Origin of the sequence: Chryseobacterium sp. ZHDP1 (assembly GCF_018603435.1) — a bacterium.
Taxonomy (GTDB): Bacteria; Bacteroidota; Bacteroidia; order Flavobacteriales; family Weeksellaceae; genus Chryseobacterium; species Chryseobacterium indicum.
Map to the genome: position 1 here is coordinate 4,817,484 of NZ_CP075682.1, position 14,316 is coordinate 4,831,799.

At 36.5% G+C, this 14,316-nt stretch carries 12 protein-coding genes; 8 read left to right on the forward strand and 4 right to left on the reverse strand.

The window, feature by feature from the left end; all coding sequences use genetic code 11:
• Nucleotides 1-137 precede the first annotated feature (137 nt).
• The 3 genes from priA to KKI44_RS22210 all read left to right on the forward strand — a co-directional run bounded on the left by priA (nucleotide 138) and on the right by KKI44_RS22210 (nucleotide 6,227).
• Complete coding sequence (gene priA / locus KKI44_RS22200) at nucleotides 138-2,585, forward strand: primosomal protein N' (protein ID WP_214589184.1); 2,448 nt, start codon at nucleotides 138-140, stop codon at nucleotides 2,583-2,585.
• Nucleotides 2,586-2,744: 159 nt separating this feature from the next.
• Nucleotides 2,745-4,217: a D-alanyl-D-alanine carboxypeptidase/D-alanyl-D-alanine-endopeptidase gene (gene dacB, locus KKI44_RS22205; RefSeq protein WP_214589185.1), complete on the forward strand. Its 1,473-nt coding sequence runs from the start codon at nucleotides 2,745-2,747 to the stop codon at nucleotides 4,215-4,217.
• Between the two features lie 87 nt (nucleotides 4,218-4,304).
• Nucleotides 4,305-6,227 carry a M1 family aminopeptidase gene (locus KKI44_RS22210; protein WP_214589186.1) on the forward strand — a complete coding sequence of 641 codons (1,923 nt, stop codon included), beginning with the start codon at nucleotides 4,305-4,307 and terminating at the stop codon, nucleotides 6,225-6,227.
• Nucleotides 6,228-6,383: 156 nt separating this feature from the next.
• Here the strand turns inward: KKI44_RS22210 and KKI44_RS22215 are convergent, their stop codons facing one another.
• Both KKI44_RS22215 and KKI44_RS22770 read right to left on the reverse strand, forming a co-directional pair.
• Nucleotides 6,384-7,091: a cupin-like domain-containing protein gene (locus tag KKI44_RS22215; RefSeq protein WP_250902118.1), complete on the reverse strand. Its 708-nt coding sequence runs from the start codon at nucleotides 7,089-7,091 to the stop codon at nucleotides 6,384-6,386.
• Nucleotides 7,088-7,261: a hypothetical protein gene (locus KKI44_RS22770; protein WP_250902119.1), complete on the reverse strand. Its 174-nt coding sequence runs from the start codon at nucleotides 7,259-7,261 to the stop codon at nucleotides 7,088-7,090. The genes KKI44_RS22215 and KKI44_RS22770 overlap by 4 nt, the downstream gene beginning before the upstream one ends.
• 159 nt (nucleotides 7,262-7,420) lie before the next feature.
• On the opposite strand from KKI44_RS22770, the gene kbl reads away from it, so the two are divergent.
• The 5 genes from kbl (at nucleotide 7,421) to gldG (ending at nucleotide 12,287) form a co-directional block, all read left to right on the forward strand.
• Entirely contained in the window at nucleotides 7,421-8,617 is a 1,197-nt protein-coding gene (kbl, locus tag KKI44_RS22220) for a glycine C-acetyltransferase (protein WP_214589187.1), read from the forward strand.
• A 69-nt stretch (nucleotides 8,618-8,686) separates the two neighbouring features.
• A complete protein-coding gene (locus KKI44_RS22225; protein WP_214589188.1) occupies nucleotides 8,687-9,127 on the forward strand; it encodes a hypothetical protein in 441 nt (146 codons plus the stop codon).
• Nucleotides 9,128-9,250: 123 nt separating this feature from the next.
• The gene (locus KKI44_RS22230; protein ID WP_214589189.1) at nucleotides 9,251-9,799 is read left to right on the forward strand and encodes a CopD family protein; all 549 of its coding nucleotides are present in this window, start codon (nucleotides 9,251-9,253) and stop codon (nucleotides 9,797-9,799) included.
• A gap of 84 nt (nucleotides 9,800-9,883) precedes the next feature.
• Nucleotides 9,884-10,612, forward strand: coding sequence for an ABC transporter permease (locus KKI44_RS22235; RefSeq protein WP_214589190.1), 729 nt, complete (start codon nucleotides 9,884-9,886; stop codon nucleotides 10,610-10,612).
• Between the two features lie 4 nt (nucleotides 10,613-10,616).
• Nucleotides 10,617-12,287 carry a gliding motility-associated ABC transporter substrate-binding protein GldG gene (gene gldG, locus KKI44_RS22240; protein ID WP_214591204.1) on the forward strand — a complete coding sequence of 557 codons (1,671 nt, stop codon included), beginning with the start codon at nucleotides 10,617-10,619 and terminating at the stop codon, nucleotides 12,285-12,287.
• 31 nt (nucleotides 12,288-12,318) lie between these two features.
• Here gldG and KKI44_RS22245 read toward each other — a convergent pair whose 3' ends face one another.
• Nucleotides 12,319-13,224 (reverse strand): nucleoside 2-deoxyribosyltransferase, encoded by a 906-nt coding sequence (locus tag KKI44_RS22245; protein ID WP_214589191.1) that lies wholly within the window; start codon nucleotides 13,222-13,224, stop codon nucleotides 12,319-12,321.
• Between the two features lie 55 nt (nucleotides 13,225-13,279).
• Nucleotides 13,280-14,194, reverse strand: a complete 915-nt coding sequence (locus tag KKI44_RS22250; protein WP_214589192.1) for a helix-turn-helix domain-containing protein — start codon at nucleotides 14,192-14,194, stop codon at nucleotides 13,280-13,282.
• Between the last annotated feature and the right edge of the window lie 122 nt (nucleotides 14,195-14,316).

Consider the following 14,316-nt stretch of genomic DNA (forward strand, 5'->3'; position numbering starts at 1 on the left):
TCATTGCGTTTAAAAAAGCATATCAATCAAAGATTTTTCCTGAATGATCTACTTAAAAAGTATCCCATAAAAACACACCACCAAAAAAATTGCAGTTCACAAAAGAAAAAATTAATTTTACACTTTAAATTTTTCCCTTGAATTACGCCCAGATTGTTTTACCGTTAAACCTAAAAGGATCTTTCACCTATAAAGTTCCTGAAGAGCTGCAAACCGGAATTCTGACAGGAATGAGGGTTTTGGTTCCTTTTGGCGGCAAAAAAATCTATACGGGAATTGTTTTTGAACTTCACAACAATGCGCCGGAAACATTTGTAGCAAAAGAAGTTATCAGTCTTCTCGACGATCAGCCGATTGTTCCGCAGGAGCAGATTAAATTCTGGAACTGGCTTTCCGACTATTACTTGTGCGGTTTGGGAGAAATTTACCGTTTTGCATTTCCTTCGTCCCTCAAACTCGAAAGTGAAACATATTTAAAGCTAAAACCCAATGTAAAAGTTGATTTTGAGAACCTCGATGTCAACGAAATGTATCTTATTCAGGCTTTGGAAGTACGGCAGTTGATTAATCTAACTGACATCGAAGCTTTTATTCCTAAAAAAGATATCATTAAAACCGTCAATTCGTTAATCGATTTGCAGTACATTGAAATCGACGAGAAAATTGCCGAAAAATACAGAGCGAAAGAAGTTGCCTACGTAAAAATCAATGATGAGGTTTTACAGCGTCAAAATCTTACAGAAATACTTTTATCCTTAAAAAGAGCGCAAAAGCAGAAAGATCTTTTCCTCCATATTTTAGAAAAGCAGACCGAAAATCCTGATTTGCCCATCAAAAAATCAGAACTTTTTGAAGACGGATATTTCGGAAGCTCGCATTTTAAGGCTTTGGCAGATAAAAATCTGGTCGAAGAATATTATATGCAGAAAGACCGCATCGAAAGCTATGAAGGTGAAATAGAACAGATCGAAGAACTTTCGGAAGCCCAGAAAGAAGCGAAAAATGAAGTGGATGAAGCCTTTGAAGAAGGGAAAAATGTCCTGCTTCACGGAGTAACTTCTTCCGGAAAAACCCATATTTATTTAGAAAAGATTGAAGAATGCATCAGCGAAGGAAAAAATGTACTGTTTTTACTTCCCGAAATTTCTTTAACCAAACAGATCACCCAAAGACTGGAAAAAAAATACGGTCGACAATTGGGATTTTACCATCAGAAACTTACAGATTTTGAACGGGTTGAAGTCTGGAGAAGAATCAGGCAGAATGATATTAAAGTTTTAATAGGAACACGAAATTCTTTGTTTTTACCTTTTCAGAATGTCGGGTTGGTTATTGTGGATGAAGAACATGATTCTGCGTATCGTCCGAGAGAAGTTTCTCCTTATTTCAATGCAAAAGATGCGGCACTGGTTTTTGGAAATTTTTATGGAGCAAAAGTCATTTTAGGCTCTGCAACACCTTCCGTAGAAAGCTATTACAACGCCAGAAAAGATAAAATGAAATATGTTTTTCTGGAAGAACGCTTTGGAAATGTCAATCTTCCTGAATATGAACTGATTAATTTCAAAGAAGCTCAGGAATCCAAAAAAGTATCCGGAAATTTTTCTTTACAGCTTATTGACGAGATTAAAAATGTTATCGAAGAAAAAAATCAGGCAATCGTTCTTCATAACCGCCGTGGTTACGCCAATGTTGTGGAATGCGAAACCTGCGGTTACGTAAACTATTGTTCCAATTGCGATGTGGTGATGACGTATCATAAAGCTGCCAATGAAATGAAATGTCATTACTGCGGACAGAGAGCCTCAAAACCCAAAGTTTGCCCAAAATGTCATTCCGAAAACCTGAATGAAAGAGGAGTAGGAGTAGAGCAGATCCATGAAGAAGTTTCTAAATTATTTCCCGATCAGGAAGTGGACAGAATGGATGTAGATTCCATGAGAAAGAAATTTGCCTATGAAAAACTGTACGAAAAAATTGAAGACCGAGAGACAGACATTGTTGTCGGGACACAGATGATCTCAAAAGGCCTGGATTTTGATCACATCGAGTTGGTTGCGATTCCGAAAGCGGATTCCTTATTATATGTTCAGGATTTCAGAGCAGAAGAAAGAGCTTATCAACTCATTACTCAGGTTTCCGGAAGAGCGGGAAGAGTTTCCGGAAAAGGAAAAGTTTTAATACAGACTTTTAATCCGGATCATTCTGTTTTTCAGTTAATTAAAATGAATAGTCCGGCGAAAATCTACAAATATATTTTAACGGAACGCCAGAAATTCCATTATCCGCCTTTTACAAAGCTTATTATGATTGAGCTGAAACACAGGAGAGAGGATAAAGCCAATCGTGCTTCCCAGTTTTTAGGATCAATCCTTAGAAAATATCTTCCCGAAGATTGTGTTCTGGGTCCGGAAAAAGCTCAGATTGCGCGACTTAACAATCTCTATCAGTTCCAGATCATGCTGAAACTTCCCAAAGGGAAAAAGTATGAAGAGTATAAAAAAAGGGTTTTAGCAAGTCTGAAAGAATTCGATGAAATTACTGCGTATCACAGCATCAGAAAAGACGTTTTTGTAGATTTTTAACAATTTTTAACAAACTTTATACTCTTTTTATAATAGTCTACTGAACTGCCATACAACAATATTTTCTACATTTGATCGTTGATTATATGTTTGGTGTTTTCTATTTCAATTTAACCCGTTGATTTTTAAACCATCCAAACTATAGCAAAAGTAAAATAGATGGTAAATTTCAGAAAGTATATTTCAGGTGTTGCGGTGCTGGCTTCAGGATTTTTTCTTGCACAGTCTACCGTTTCTACAGTTCTGTATTCTCCGGCTTACGACAATCAGAAGAGCAGTTTAAACTTACCTTCTCCCATCACTTCCATGGTGGAAAAAACTATTTTGTCGCCGAAAGAACTTGTAGACATTAATGTAAACACTATGATGACCGATCCTGTGCTGAAAAATGCAACTTGGGGATTCGTAGTGTACGACCCGAAAACGAAGAAAGTAATCTCTTCGTATAACGAAAATACTCCTTTGGTTCCAGCCTCCACAACGAAATTATTAACTACCGAAACAGCAATGAACATGCTAGGCGAAAGTTATCGTTGGAATACTCAGCTCGAATATTCAGGAACAGTGGATGAAAACGGAGTGTTAAACGGAAATCTTTACATCGTCGGAAGCGGAGATCCTTCTTTAGGAACCAATAAAGGCGGAGCTTGGGCTTACAGAGACATTATTACAGATTTCAAAGAAGGACTTTCTCGTGAGGGAATCAAAAAGGTAAATGGAGATATTATTATCCAGACAGCGCTTTTCAAAGGCAATATTTCGAAGCTTCCGGAAAATGTTGTGTGGTTGGAAAACAACAATTACTATTTGCCGGTGGGAACAACCAAAGAGATCAATCCTGCCAATGAAAAACTGATCGTAAAGAAAGGAAACAATTTTTCAACCGATAAAAAGTTTTTCTACGTTTCTCCGTACAACAATCAGATGGTGTATGCAGATAAATATGAAGGCGACGGAATTTTAACGACAAAATTACCCGATGCACCTGCTTTTCTTGCCAACTCTTTCAGAACTACTCTTGTAAAAAGTGGAATTTCTGTAACAGGAAAGGTGACTCCAAAAATGACGGATGCCAATCCTGAAGCTAGAAAGCTCGTTTCAGTATACAAATCTCCAACTTTAGCAGACATTATTTATTATACCAATCAGCACAGCGATAACGGTCTGGCTGAAGCGTTGTTAAAAACCGTAGGTTTTCAGAGTCTTGGAGATCAGACTACAGAATCCGGAAGAAAAGTAGTAACAGAGCATCTTAAAAACGGAGGATTTGATATGCTTGGATTAAATTATATCGACGGAAGCGGGCTTTCAAGAAGCAATAACGTAACGCCGATTGCTCAGGCAAAATTCCTGACTTCTTTAATGAATGAAAAATATTACAAAACGTATCTGAATTCATTGCCGATCGGAGGACAGTCCGGAACATTAAAAAGAATGTTCAACGGTCTTGGAAACGGTCAGGTTTTTGCAAAAACAGGAACGCTGAACAAAGTAAAAACGTTAGCCGGATATATGAAAACAAATACCGGAAAAACATTGGTTTTCTCTTTAATGGTTAACAATTATGCAGGCTCTGTAGATATGGTAAAGAAAAGAATGGAAAAAATTCTCGAACCAGCTTTAGATTTATAAATTGTTAAAATTTAATGAATATCAAAACCTTTTAATCAATGATTGAAAGGTTTTTTTATATCTTTGATATGTTATTTTAAATTGAATATGAAAAAGTTTTACTTTTTAGTTTTGAGTGTTCTGGCTTTTCAGCAATTAAGCGCACAAAACGAGAATATCGAAAGAAAAGCGATGGTGGAAAAGGAGATGAAATCTTTCGCTCACAAAATGGCTGTAGGAAATGTGAATCCTAATACACTGAATTACGATCTTCAATACCAAAGGCTGGATCTTACCATTAATCCGGCGGTGTATAATGTTTCGGGTTCCGTCACTTCTCATTTTAAACCGAATCAGAGTGTAAGCTCTATTTATTTTGATCTGGATAATCAGATGACGGTTTCGGGAGTGCAGTATCACGGAACGCCGCTTACTTTTCAACAGTTGTCTACCAAAGAACTGAAAATTAACTTTCAGTCTGCTCTTGCGGCGAATGTTCTGGATTCTTTAACAGTTACGTATTCAGGAGCGCCTTCATCAACCAACAACGCTTTTTTTAACGGAACACAGGGCGGAACTGCGGTTTTATCTACTTTAAATGAACCTTATGGAGCGCAGGACTGGTTTCCAACCAAGCAAAGTCTGAATGATAAAATTGAAAGAGTAGATATAAAAGTAACCACCCCTTCACAATATAGCGTTGCTTCCAACGGAAAGCCAATGTCTGAAACCATTTTAGGGAATGGTCAGAAACTGACGTTCTGGAGAACGCAGTATCCTACTGCAGCATATTTAATTGCACTTTCGATCACCAACTTTGTGAAACTTACGGATACGATGGGAAATCCTCCTTTTCCGTTCATTAATTATATATTTCCGGCAACTTCTACCAATACGACAAGTATGAGTAACATCGACTGGACAAAAACCGTGATGAATACTTTTGAAACGTACTTCGGGCCTTATCCTTTCCGAAATGAAAAATACGGGCATATGGAATTTCAGGCGGGGGGAGGAATGGAACATCAGACCATGTCATCGATGGCGGGATGGAGCAGAGGTCTCATTGCCCATGAGTTGGCTCACCAGTGGTTTGGCGACAAAGTAACCTGCGGAGCGTGGAATGACATCTGGCTGAATGAAGGTTTTGCCACTTTTGGAGAACATGTGGCGAATGAAAAATTGCTGATGACAAATACAGACTTTTTAAATTATCTGCTGACTCAGAAAAACTTTGTTACAGGTTCGCCAACAGGAAGTGTATATGTTGCTGATGCCAATCTTACCAGTGTAGGAACTATTTTCAGCAGCAGACTGTCTTATTCAAAAGGAGCTTATGTACTGAGAATGTTGAAATGGATTTTGGGAGATGCCGTATTTTATCAGGCAATTCAGGATTACCATTCCAGACCGAATTTGGCTTATAACTATGTAAGAACTCAGGATCTGAATGCGTCTTTATTAACGTCTACCGGAAAGGATTTTACAGAATTCTTCAACGACTGGATTTACGGACAGGGGTATCCTACGTATGACATCCGTTGGAAGCAGGTAGGAAATACCGTTACTTTCAGAGCATCTCAAACCCAGAGCAGTTCAACGGTAAGTTTCTTCGAAATGCCTTTACCGATCAAAGTAAACGGAACAGGAGGACAGGTTGCTTATTTTGCTTTAAACAATACGTCCAACAACCAGTATTTTACACAGACTGTGAGTTTTCCTGTAGCAAGTGTGGAATTTAACTATGAATATCAGATTCTGGACAGAAATTCTACGGTAACTCAGGATAACACATTGGGAACAGCAGATTTAATTAAAGAAGAATTTGCTTTATATCCGAATCCTGCTAAAAATGAACTGAACTTAAAAGGGATTACAAAACCTACAGATTTTACGATTTATTTCACAGACGGTAAATTAGTGAGACAGGGAATTTATCAGCCGGAGAAATCAATCAACATTTCAGAGTTGGTTCCGGGAACGTATATTTTTAAAATTAACGATAAGAATGTGAAGTTTTTAAAGAAATAATTTTTTACAGCATAAAGTCAAAACCTTCAGAATTTCTGAAGGTTTTTTGTTTAAAAATGGTTAAATGAAATGGGGTAAATAGGTATATAAAGATCTTTCTGAGGAAAATATCAAATAAAGTAGTTCCATAGTAATATATTTAAGGTTAATAATTCACTAAATCTGAAAGTTTTTTTGTTTTTTAATCGCGCGATTGGCTTTTCTTATGGCCTTTCTAACTTTAAAATCGAACCACTTTTCTTTGAATAAATTGCGCATCGCATTATCAAAATTCCGGATCAGCACTAAGTTTTTAAAAACCCGCCATTTTTCCAGCCAGCTTGAAGGCAGAGCCCTTACAGAAACAGAATATCCTTCCGTTTCATACTGAATATAATGCCACCATCCGGAAGGAATGTAAAGCGTTTCACCGGGTTTTATAACAGCTTCATAACCGTTTATGTATTTCAGTCCCGGAAATTCTTTGAAATCTGGCTCTTTAATATTGGTGATGGAATGAAAGTTATAAGGCAGTTTATACAGTAAATCAGACTGTTCCCACGGAAAAAGCCAGATTCGTTTAATACCTTGAAACTGAGTTATGAAAACATGGGACATATCAATATCCACATGATTTCGGGTAACCGAACCTTCACCTCCGAAAAACATAAAAGGAAGCCATTTTATAATTTTTCCATTTGTAACATCGTTGTAAATGATATCATTTTTTAATTCTGGTTTAATGCTTAATAAATTGAATAAAAAAAGACGATGTTCGGTAGGAGAGGAAGTTATGAGATCCAGATATTCTGAAAAAGTACTCTGTCCGATTGGTTTACTGGCGATTCTGTCCAGAGATTCAATTTCACTTCCATAGATATTCACTTTATAGTCTCCTGCAATTTCTTTAAAATATTCGTAATTCCATTTTCAAAAGCAGGACTTTCAGGAGCGGCAAAACCTTTTAAGATTACTGGCTTTGCAGGTTTTAGATAGGTTTTGATAAAATCCTCTGATGATATATTTTCAATTTTTTGTACTGGTGATAATCGCATTTTCTGATTTTATTCAGCAAATACAGTAATTAGTCTACCAAAATTATAGACTATTAAGAAAAGCATTATGATTTTGTACAGACATTTACAATAAAAAGGAGAAATCCTGTTACTTTACCACGATTTTATTAAATTAGCGCATCTTAAAAATTATTAGAAATGATCTCTAAAAAGTATCTTGAAAATTTACAGAACGAACTTCAGAATATTGAAAATGACGGACTTTACAAAAGAGAAAGAATCATCACTTCTCAGCAGAGTGCCGAAATAGAAGCCAACGGAAAAAAGCTGCTGAACTTCTGTGCGAACAATTATCTGGGATTATCCAACCATCCTGAAGTGATGAAAGCCTCACAGGAAATGATAGAATCTCACGGTTACGGAATGTCTTCGGTTCGTTTTATCTGCGGAACTCAGGATATTCATAAACAACTGGAGCAGAAAATTGCAGACTTTTTAGGTCTTGAAGATACCATTTTGTATGCTGCCTGTTTTGATGCGAACGGAGGAGTTTTTGAACCTTTATTTACGGAAGAGGATGCAATTATTTCAGACGAACTGAACCACGCTTCCATCATCGATGGTGTTCGTTTGTGTAAAGCAGCGAGATACCGTTACAAAAACAACAATATGGAAGATCTGGAAGCTCAGTTAATTGCAGCTTCCGAAAAAAATTACCGTTTTAAAATCATTGTTACAGACGGCGTTTTCTCCATGGACGGAATCGTTGCAGATCTGAAAGGAGTTTGTGATCTTGCCGATAAATACGATGCTTTGGTAATGGTAGATGATTCTCATGCAACAGGTTTCATCGGAAAAACAGGTCGCGGAACGTACGAAGCCAACGAAGTGATGGGTAGAGTAGACATCATTACTTCTACGCTTGGAAAAGCTTTAGGAGGTGCTTTAGGCGGATTTACTTCCGGTAAAAAAGAGATCATTGATATGCTGAGACAGCGTTCAAGACCGTATTTGTTTTCAAACTCTTTGGCTCCGGGAATCGTGGGAGCAGCTTTGAAGGTTTTGGACATGATTTCTGAAGATACCTCTCTTCGCGATAAAGTAATGGAAAATGCAGAATATTTCAGAGCGGAAATGAAGTCTAAAGGTTTCGATATTCCGGATGGTGATGCTGCGATTGTTCCTGTAATGCTTTATGATGCGCCTTTGGCTCAGAAAATGGCTGAAAAGTTAATGGACGAAGGAATCTATGTCATCGGATTTTTCTATCCTGTGGTTCCGAAAGGAAAAGCGAGAATCAGAGTTCAGCTTTCTGCAGCACATACGAGAGAACATCTTGATAAGGCAATTGCTGCGTTTGAAAAAGTTGGAAAAGAATTAGGCGTAATTTCTTAAAAAATAAAACACCTCTACAATTGTAGAATAAAAACAGAATTTCTATATTTACGGAAATTCTGTTTTTTTATGCAAAAAATATCCCTCATTTTACTGATTGTTTTATTATTGGCTTCCTGCAACACCAAGATGAATCAGTACATCAAAGATGAAAAGAATATAAGTAAACGACACGGTAAATGGAAGGAAGAATATTCTTCGGATGAAGGAACATTGATTGCCGTCGGAAAATATAAAAACGGTGAAAAAGCCGGGATCTGGAAAACCACATTGAATAATCAGCTTTTCCAGAAAGACAGGATCAGAAAGAATATAACGAAGACCAAAATGTATTATCCGAACGGAAAGTTGATGCAAAGTGGACAGTCTAAAATGGATGTCTCTAAAAATGAACGCCATTGGTATTATTTCGGAGACTGGAAATTTTACGACGAGAAAGGAAATCTCCGGTTCATAAAGAAGTATGAAGATGGTAAAAAGGTAGACAGTATTTCATTCGAAAAACACTAAGCCTGAAAATCCCTCAACTTTTTAATATAAAATAATGAACATAACAGAATAAAAGCAAGATTTATTCTGTTTTCTAGTAAATATTTTTGTCATTAACATTATATTTGCCATTAATTTTTCAGAATGCTTTACACCATAATAAAAGCGCTTCATATCATCTTCATGGTAAGCTATTTTGCGGGAATTTTTTATCTCGTAAGAATTTTTGTGTACTATAAAGATACCGATGAATTTGCGGAAGAAAAGAAAAAGATCCTCAGAGAACAATATACTTTTATGGCCCGAAGGCTCTGGAACATCATCACCGTTCCTGCCGGAGTAATTATGACGGTTTGCGGACTGACAATGATTTTCCTGAATTCAGGATTGATGAAAATGCCATGGTTTCATTTAAAACTTACCTTCCTGATCGGTTTAGCGGTTTACCATTACTGGTGCTGGAAAAAAGTTTTAAAACTGAAGGAACTCAACGGAAATACTTTAGAAACCGCCAATATAAAATTGAGACAGGCAAATGAAATCGCTACTTTCATTTTGTTCCTTGTCGTTTTTACCGTGATTTTGAAAGCTCAGGTTATTGAATACTGGTGGCAATTAATCGCCGGATTTTTCGTTCTGGTATTTTTAATCATGATGACGGTGAAGCTGGTAAATAAGAATAAGAAAAAGTGAGATAATGGTGAATTGTGAATGGTAAGTTGTGGATTTTCCAACACCTAATTCCTGACACCTATTACCTAAACCCTAAATAAAACTATGATTGCAATTTTAAAAAAAGAACTTTGGAGCTACTTCGGAAACTGGAGCGCGTGGGTAATCATCGCGGCTTTCAGTCTGATCGCGACGCTGTTTCTGTTTTTTTTCGACAACGACTCCAACATTTTTGAGATCGGAATGGCCTCTCTGCAAAGTTATTTCGTTTTAGTTCCTTGGTTACTGATGTTTATTATCCCCGCACTATCCATGAAAACTTTTGCGGAAGAGCAGCAGACCGGAACCTTAAACTGGCTGTTTTCCCAACCGCTGAAAGTTTCAGATCTGGTTTTCGGAAAATTTCTTTCGGTTTGGATTGTCGGGATTTTATGCCTGATTCCATCGTTAATTTACCTTTATACAGTGTATGTTTTAGGCGTTCCTGCCGGAAATGTAGATCTGGGAATGACGTTCGGAAGCTACATCGGCTTAGTTATTTTAATTGCAGCATTTTCCGGAGTGGGAATTTTGGCTTCTTCGCTTTCCCAAAACCAGATTATGGCTTATCTGTTGGGCGTTTTCATGTGCTTCATCATGTATTTCGGGATCGAACAACTGGCGAGTTACAAATTGTTGGGAGGCGCAGATTTTATTTTACAGAATGTAGGCTTTTACCAACATTTCTTAGGCTTTACAAGAGGGCTTATTGATTTTAAGGATGTGGCTTATTTTGCTTTAATTATCGGTGTTACATTAGTTTTGTCCAATCATTTCATTAATAAAAAGAAGTAGAATGATGAAGAAGATACAGTTCAAATCTCCGTTAGGAATTTTACTTTTCGTAGTGTTGCCATTGGTTATTATTCTTGTCATTTCAGGAATAAGATTGGATTTAACCAAAGAAAAAAGATATACACTTTCCGATAATACTGTTAAGGTTCTTGAATCGGTAAATAAACCTTTGGTAGTCGATGTTTATCTGGAAGGAGACTTTCCTGCAAGTTTCAAACAGCTTCAGAGCGAAACGAAATTTATGCTGGAAGAGTTCAGAAAAATTAATCCGAAGATTGATTTTAAATTCATTGATCCTATCAAAACCAAAATGTCTAAAGATACTCTGATGGCGATGGGAATGCAACCTTCCATGCTTCCGGACATCAAAGACGGCAAAGTTTCTCAGATCATGCTCTTTCCTTATGCGGTTGTGAAATACGACAAAAGGGGAGTTTCTATTCCTTTGGTCGTTCAGCAGACAGGAATTGATGCTGATCAGCAGCTTACGAAATCCATTGAAAATTTAGAATACAATCTGGTTTCAAACATTAAAAATATTGCGGCGCATAAAAGAAAGAAAATCGGGATTCTGGTGAATCAGGATGAGCTGAATCCAAGAGAATTTCAGGGATTTATGCAACTGGCAACGGAAAGTTATGATGCAGGTCCTATTATTCCTAAAAATCAGACCGAACTTACCATTGCAGATATTCCGACCTTAAAACAAATGAACGCTTTGGTGATCGCAAAACCAAGAAAAGCTTTCACAGACCGTGAAAAAGTAATTCTTGACCAATACATCATGAACGGCGGAAAAACGCTGTGGATGATTGATGCCGTAAATGCGGAAATGGATACGTTGATGAGGTCTCAAAAAGTGATGCCTTTTCCTGTAGACATCAATATGACGGACTTTTTCTTCAATTATGGAATCAGGATCAATCCGGCTTTGGTAAAAGATGTGAAGAAATTTGCGCTGTTGAGATTGGTAACAGGGGAAGTGAGTGGAAATCCGCAGTACACCAGTCTTCCGTGGCCGTATTTTCCTTTGGGAATTGCAGAAAGCAACAATCCGATTACTAAAAATATCAATCCTGTAAAGTTTGAGTTCCCGACTTCGATTGATACATTGGGCGGAAGAAAAAATATCAAAACGAACGTTCTTTTTGAATCCAGTGAAAGAACTTTATTGAAGCAGGTTCCGAATTATGTGGATCTGAAAGAAATTTCCAGTGTCGACAGTCTCGGACAAATGGAAAAACCAAGCACACCGAAGATTTATGCGGTGTCTCTGGAAGGAAAATTCAATTCTGCATATGCTTCCAGAATCGAAAGAAAATCCTACCCGAATTTCAAAAGTTCGAGCCCTGAAAATAAAATGATTGTGATCGCCGACGGAGACGTAGGAAGAAATAAAGTTCTGAAAGGAGAACCGCTTCCTTTAGGCGTAGATTTGCTTACTAACGAACAGTTTGGAAACGAGCAGTTCCTGAGAAATGCATTAGATTATCTTCTGGACGACAGCAATCTTATGGATCTCAGAAACCGAAACATCGAAGAAAGGCTTCTTGACCGACAGAGAATTACGGAAGAGAAAAACAACTGGCAATGGTTTAATTTGCTGCTTCCTTTAGTCATTATCGGTATTTTGGGAGGTTTGTTCTTCTGGCTGAGAAAGAAGAAATTTGGATAAAATAAAAAGAGAAGTTTTTGGCTTCTCTTTTTTAATAAGATATGATCTCTAAATATTTTCTTAAGCTACTTTCAATACTACTTTTCCCCATTATGGAATCCTCGTAAAACAGTGTTCTAAAACCTGAAACATCGAATGGTAATTTAGATCGTTTGTTTTTATCACATAATAAAATTGTAGGTTTATTAATTGCATGTGCATAACCTAATTCATAATATACATTTGGATTATCTGGAGTTATTTCAGCTATTATGATAGAACATTTAATTAAAGAATTTACAATATCGGCAATTATTGGTGTAGAAGTATAAAATTCGTCTGCTCTTTCGCATTCTAAGCCATATTCCTCACAAATTGGTTTTATAACCTCATTATATAATTTATTAAATTCATCGGAAAACTGCATTACTATAAATGCTTTGGGTTTTTTCATTGTAACTTTAAAATCTGTAATTTCAACTTCATTACTTGATGTTATGAAAAATTTTAGCTGTGCTTTTTTAATATATTGATTGGATTCGGCGATTTTTATATTATTTACATATAGTGTTAATAAGGAGCCAGTAACAATTATTTTTAATTTATATTCTTTGTCTAATTCCAAATTTTCAGGAAATCCAGATCCATTTTGCCATTCCCATCTTTTTGTTTTGTAATCATACTTTGTAATTCCAAATAATGAACCACTAGCATTCATTCCGATATTTAAATTGCCATATTCTTCTGTTTCTAGTACTATTTGACACAAAGCTTTAATTTCTTTAACTTTTATATTAAATTCGATAGAACCATTTTCAAAATCTACATCGCTATTTATAACAGAAGTTTGATAATATTCATTTCCTTCAGGATCTTTTGCTTTAGTTGGGATATAAGTAATTTTTGTTTCAGTAATTTTTGCTTGACCTGAAGTTACTAACCAATTAATGTCTTTCATATTAATATTTTTTCGGATACCAAATTTAAAAAATAAAAATTGAAAATTTGATTTCTCAATTAAACAACCTCCTAAACTCCCCTGGAGACTGATTCGTCTTCTGCTTAAATAACTTACTAAACGACTGCGGATGTTCAAAACCCAGTTCATACGCAATTTCACTTACGGATAAATTCGTTGTACTAAGACGTTCCTTTGCGAGAGTGATCAGTTTATTCTGTATGTGTTGCTGCGTGTTCTGCTGTGTATGGATGCGCAGTAAACTTCCCAGATAATTGGGTGAAATATTCAGTTGTTCGGCGATGGTTTTCACGGAAGGAATACCATGTTCTAGAAGATTTCCGCTGTTAAAATACTGCGAAAGAACTTCCTCAAATTTATCCAGCAATTCGTGACTGGATTTTTTTCTGGTGAAAAACTGTCTTTCGTAGAAGCGTTCAGAATAGATCAGGAATAATTCCAGTTGCGCAACAATAAGCTCCTGAGTAAATTTATCGATATTGTTTTGGTATTCCTTTTCAATATTTTTAAACAGTTCCACAATAGTTTTCTCTTCTTTTTCCGATAAAAAAAGAGCTTCGTTGATCTTATAACTGAAAAAATCGTACGATTTAAATTTTTTGATGAGCGAGGTTCCCCAGAGAAAATCGGGATGAATCAGCAAAAGATATCCGGTCGGTTCAAACTCAACATCTGGTTTCATCTCAATTCTTAGAAACTGCATCGGCGAAACAAAACACAGCACGCCCGAATCAAAGTCATATTCCTGCTGACCGTAATTGAACTTCGCGTTTACATTTCTTTTAAGCCCCACCGAATAAAAATTCTGGGTCCATTTCAGCTCCGTATCATTTACAGGATAGCGGACTTTGCTGTAATCAATTAAGCTGATCAGCGGATGATCCGGACTCGGCAGATTACAGAAAGCATGAAAATCGGAGATCGAATGAAAACGGAAGGTCTCTTTCATAGTAACGAAGTTAATTGTTTTTAGTGATTTTTATGAAATAAATGTTCTTTTGTTGCGACATAAGAGCCTGAAGCGTTAAGAAAATTAAAACATAATCCGTTAAAAAATTTCCGCTGTCTGAG

Excerpts from the sequence above, each read along its gene's own strand:
- dacB (WP_214589185.1), top strand. The coding sequence starts at position 2,745 with ATGGTAAATTTCAGAAAGTATATTTCAGGTGTTGCGGTGCTGGCTTCA.
- KKI44_RS22210 (WP_214589186.1), top strand. The coding sequence starts at position 4,305 with ATGAAAAAGTTTTACTTTTTAGTTTTGAGTGTTCTGGCTTTTCAGCAA.
- KKI44_RS22770 (WP_250902119.1), bottom strand. The coding sequence starts at position 7,261 with ATGCGATTATCACCAGTACAAAAAATTGAAAATATATCATCAGAGGAT.
- KKI44_RS22230 (WP_214589189.1), top strand. The coding sequence starts at position 9,251 with ATGCTTTACACCATAATAAAAGCGCTTCATATCATCTTCATGGTAAGC.
- KKI44_RS22245 (WP_214589191.1), bottom strand. The coding sequence starts at position 13,224 with ATGAAAGACATTAATTGGTTAGTAACTTCAGGTCAAGCAAAAATTACT.
- KKI44_RS22250 (WP_214589192.1), bottom strand. The coding sequence starts at position 14,194 with ATGAAAGAGACCTTCCGTTTTCATTCGATCTCCGATTTTCATGCTTTC.
- gldG (WP_214591204.1), top strand. The coding sequence starts at position 10,617 with ATGAAGAAGATACAGTTCAAATCTCCGTTAGGAATTTTACTTTTCGTA.
- kbl (WP_214589187.1), top strand. The coding sequence starts at position 7,421 with ATGATCTCTAAAAAGTATCTTGAAAATTTACAGAACGAACTTCAGAAT.
- KKI44_RS22235 (WP_214589190.1), top strand. The coding sequence starts at position 9,884 with ATGATTGCAATTTTAAAAAAAGAACTTTGGAGCTACTTCGGAAACTGG.
- KKI44_RS22225 (WP_214589188.1), top strand. The coding sequence starts at position 8,687 with ATGCAAAAAATATCCCTCATTTTACTGATTGTTTTATTATTGGCTTCC.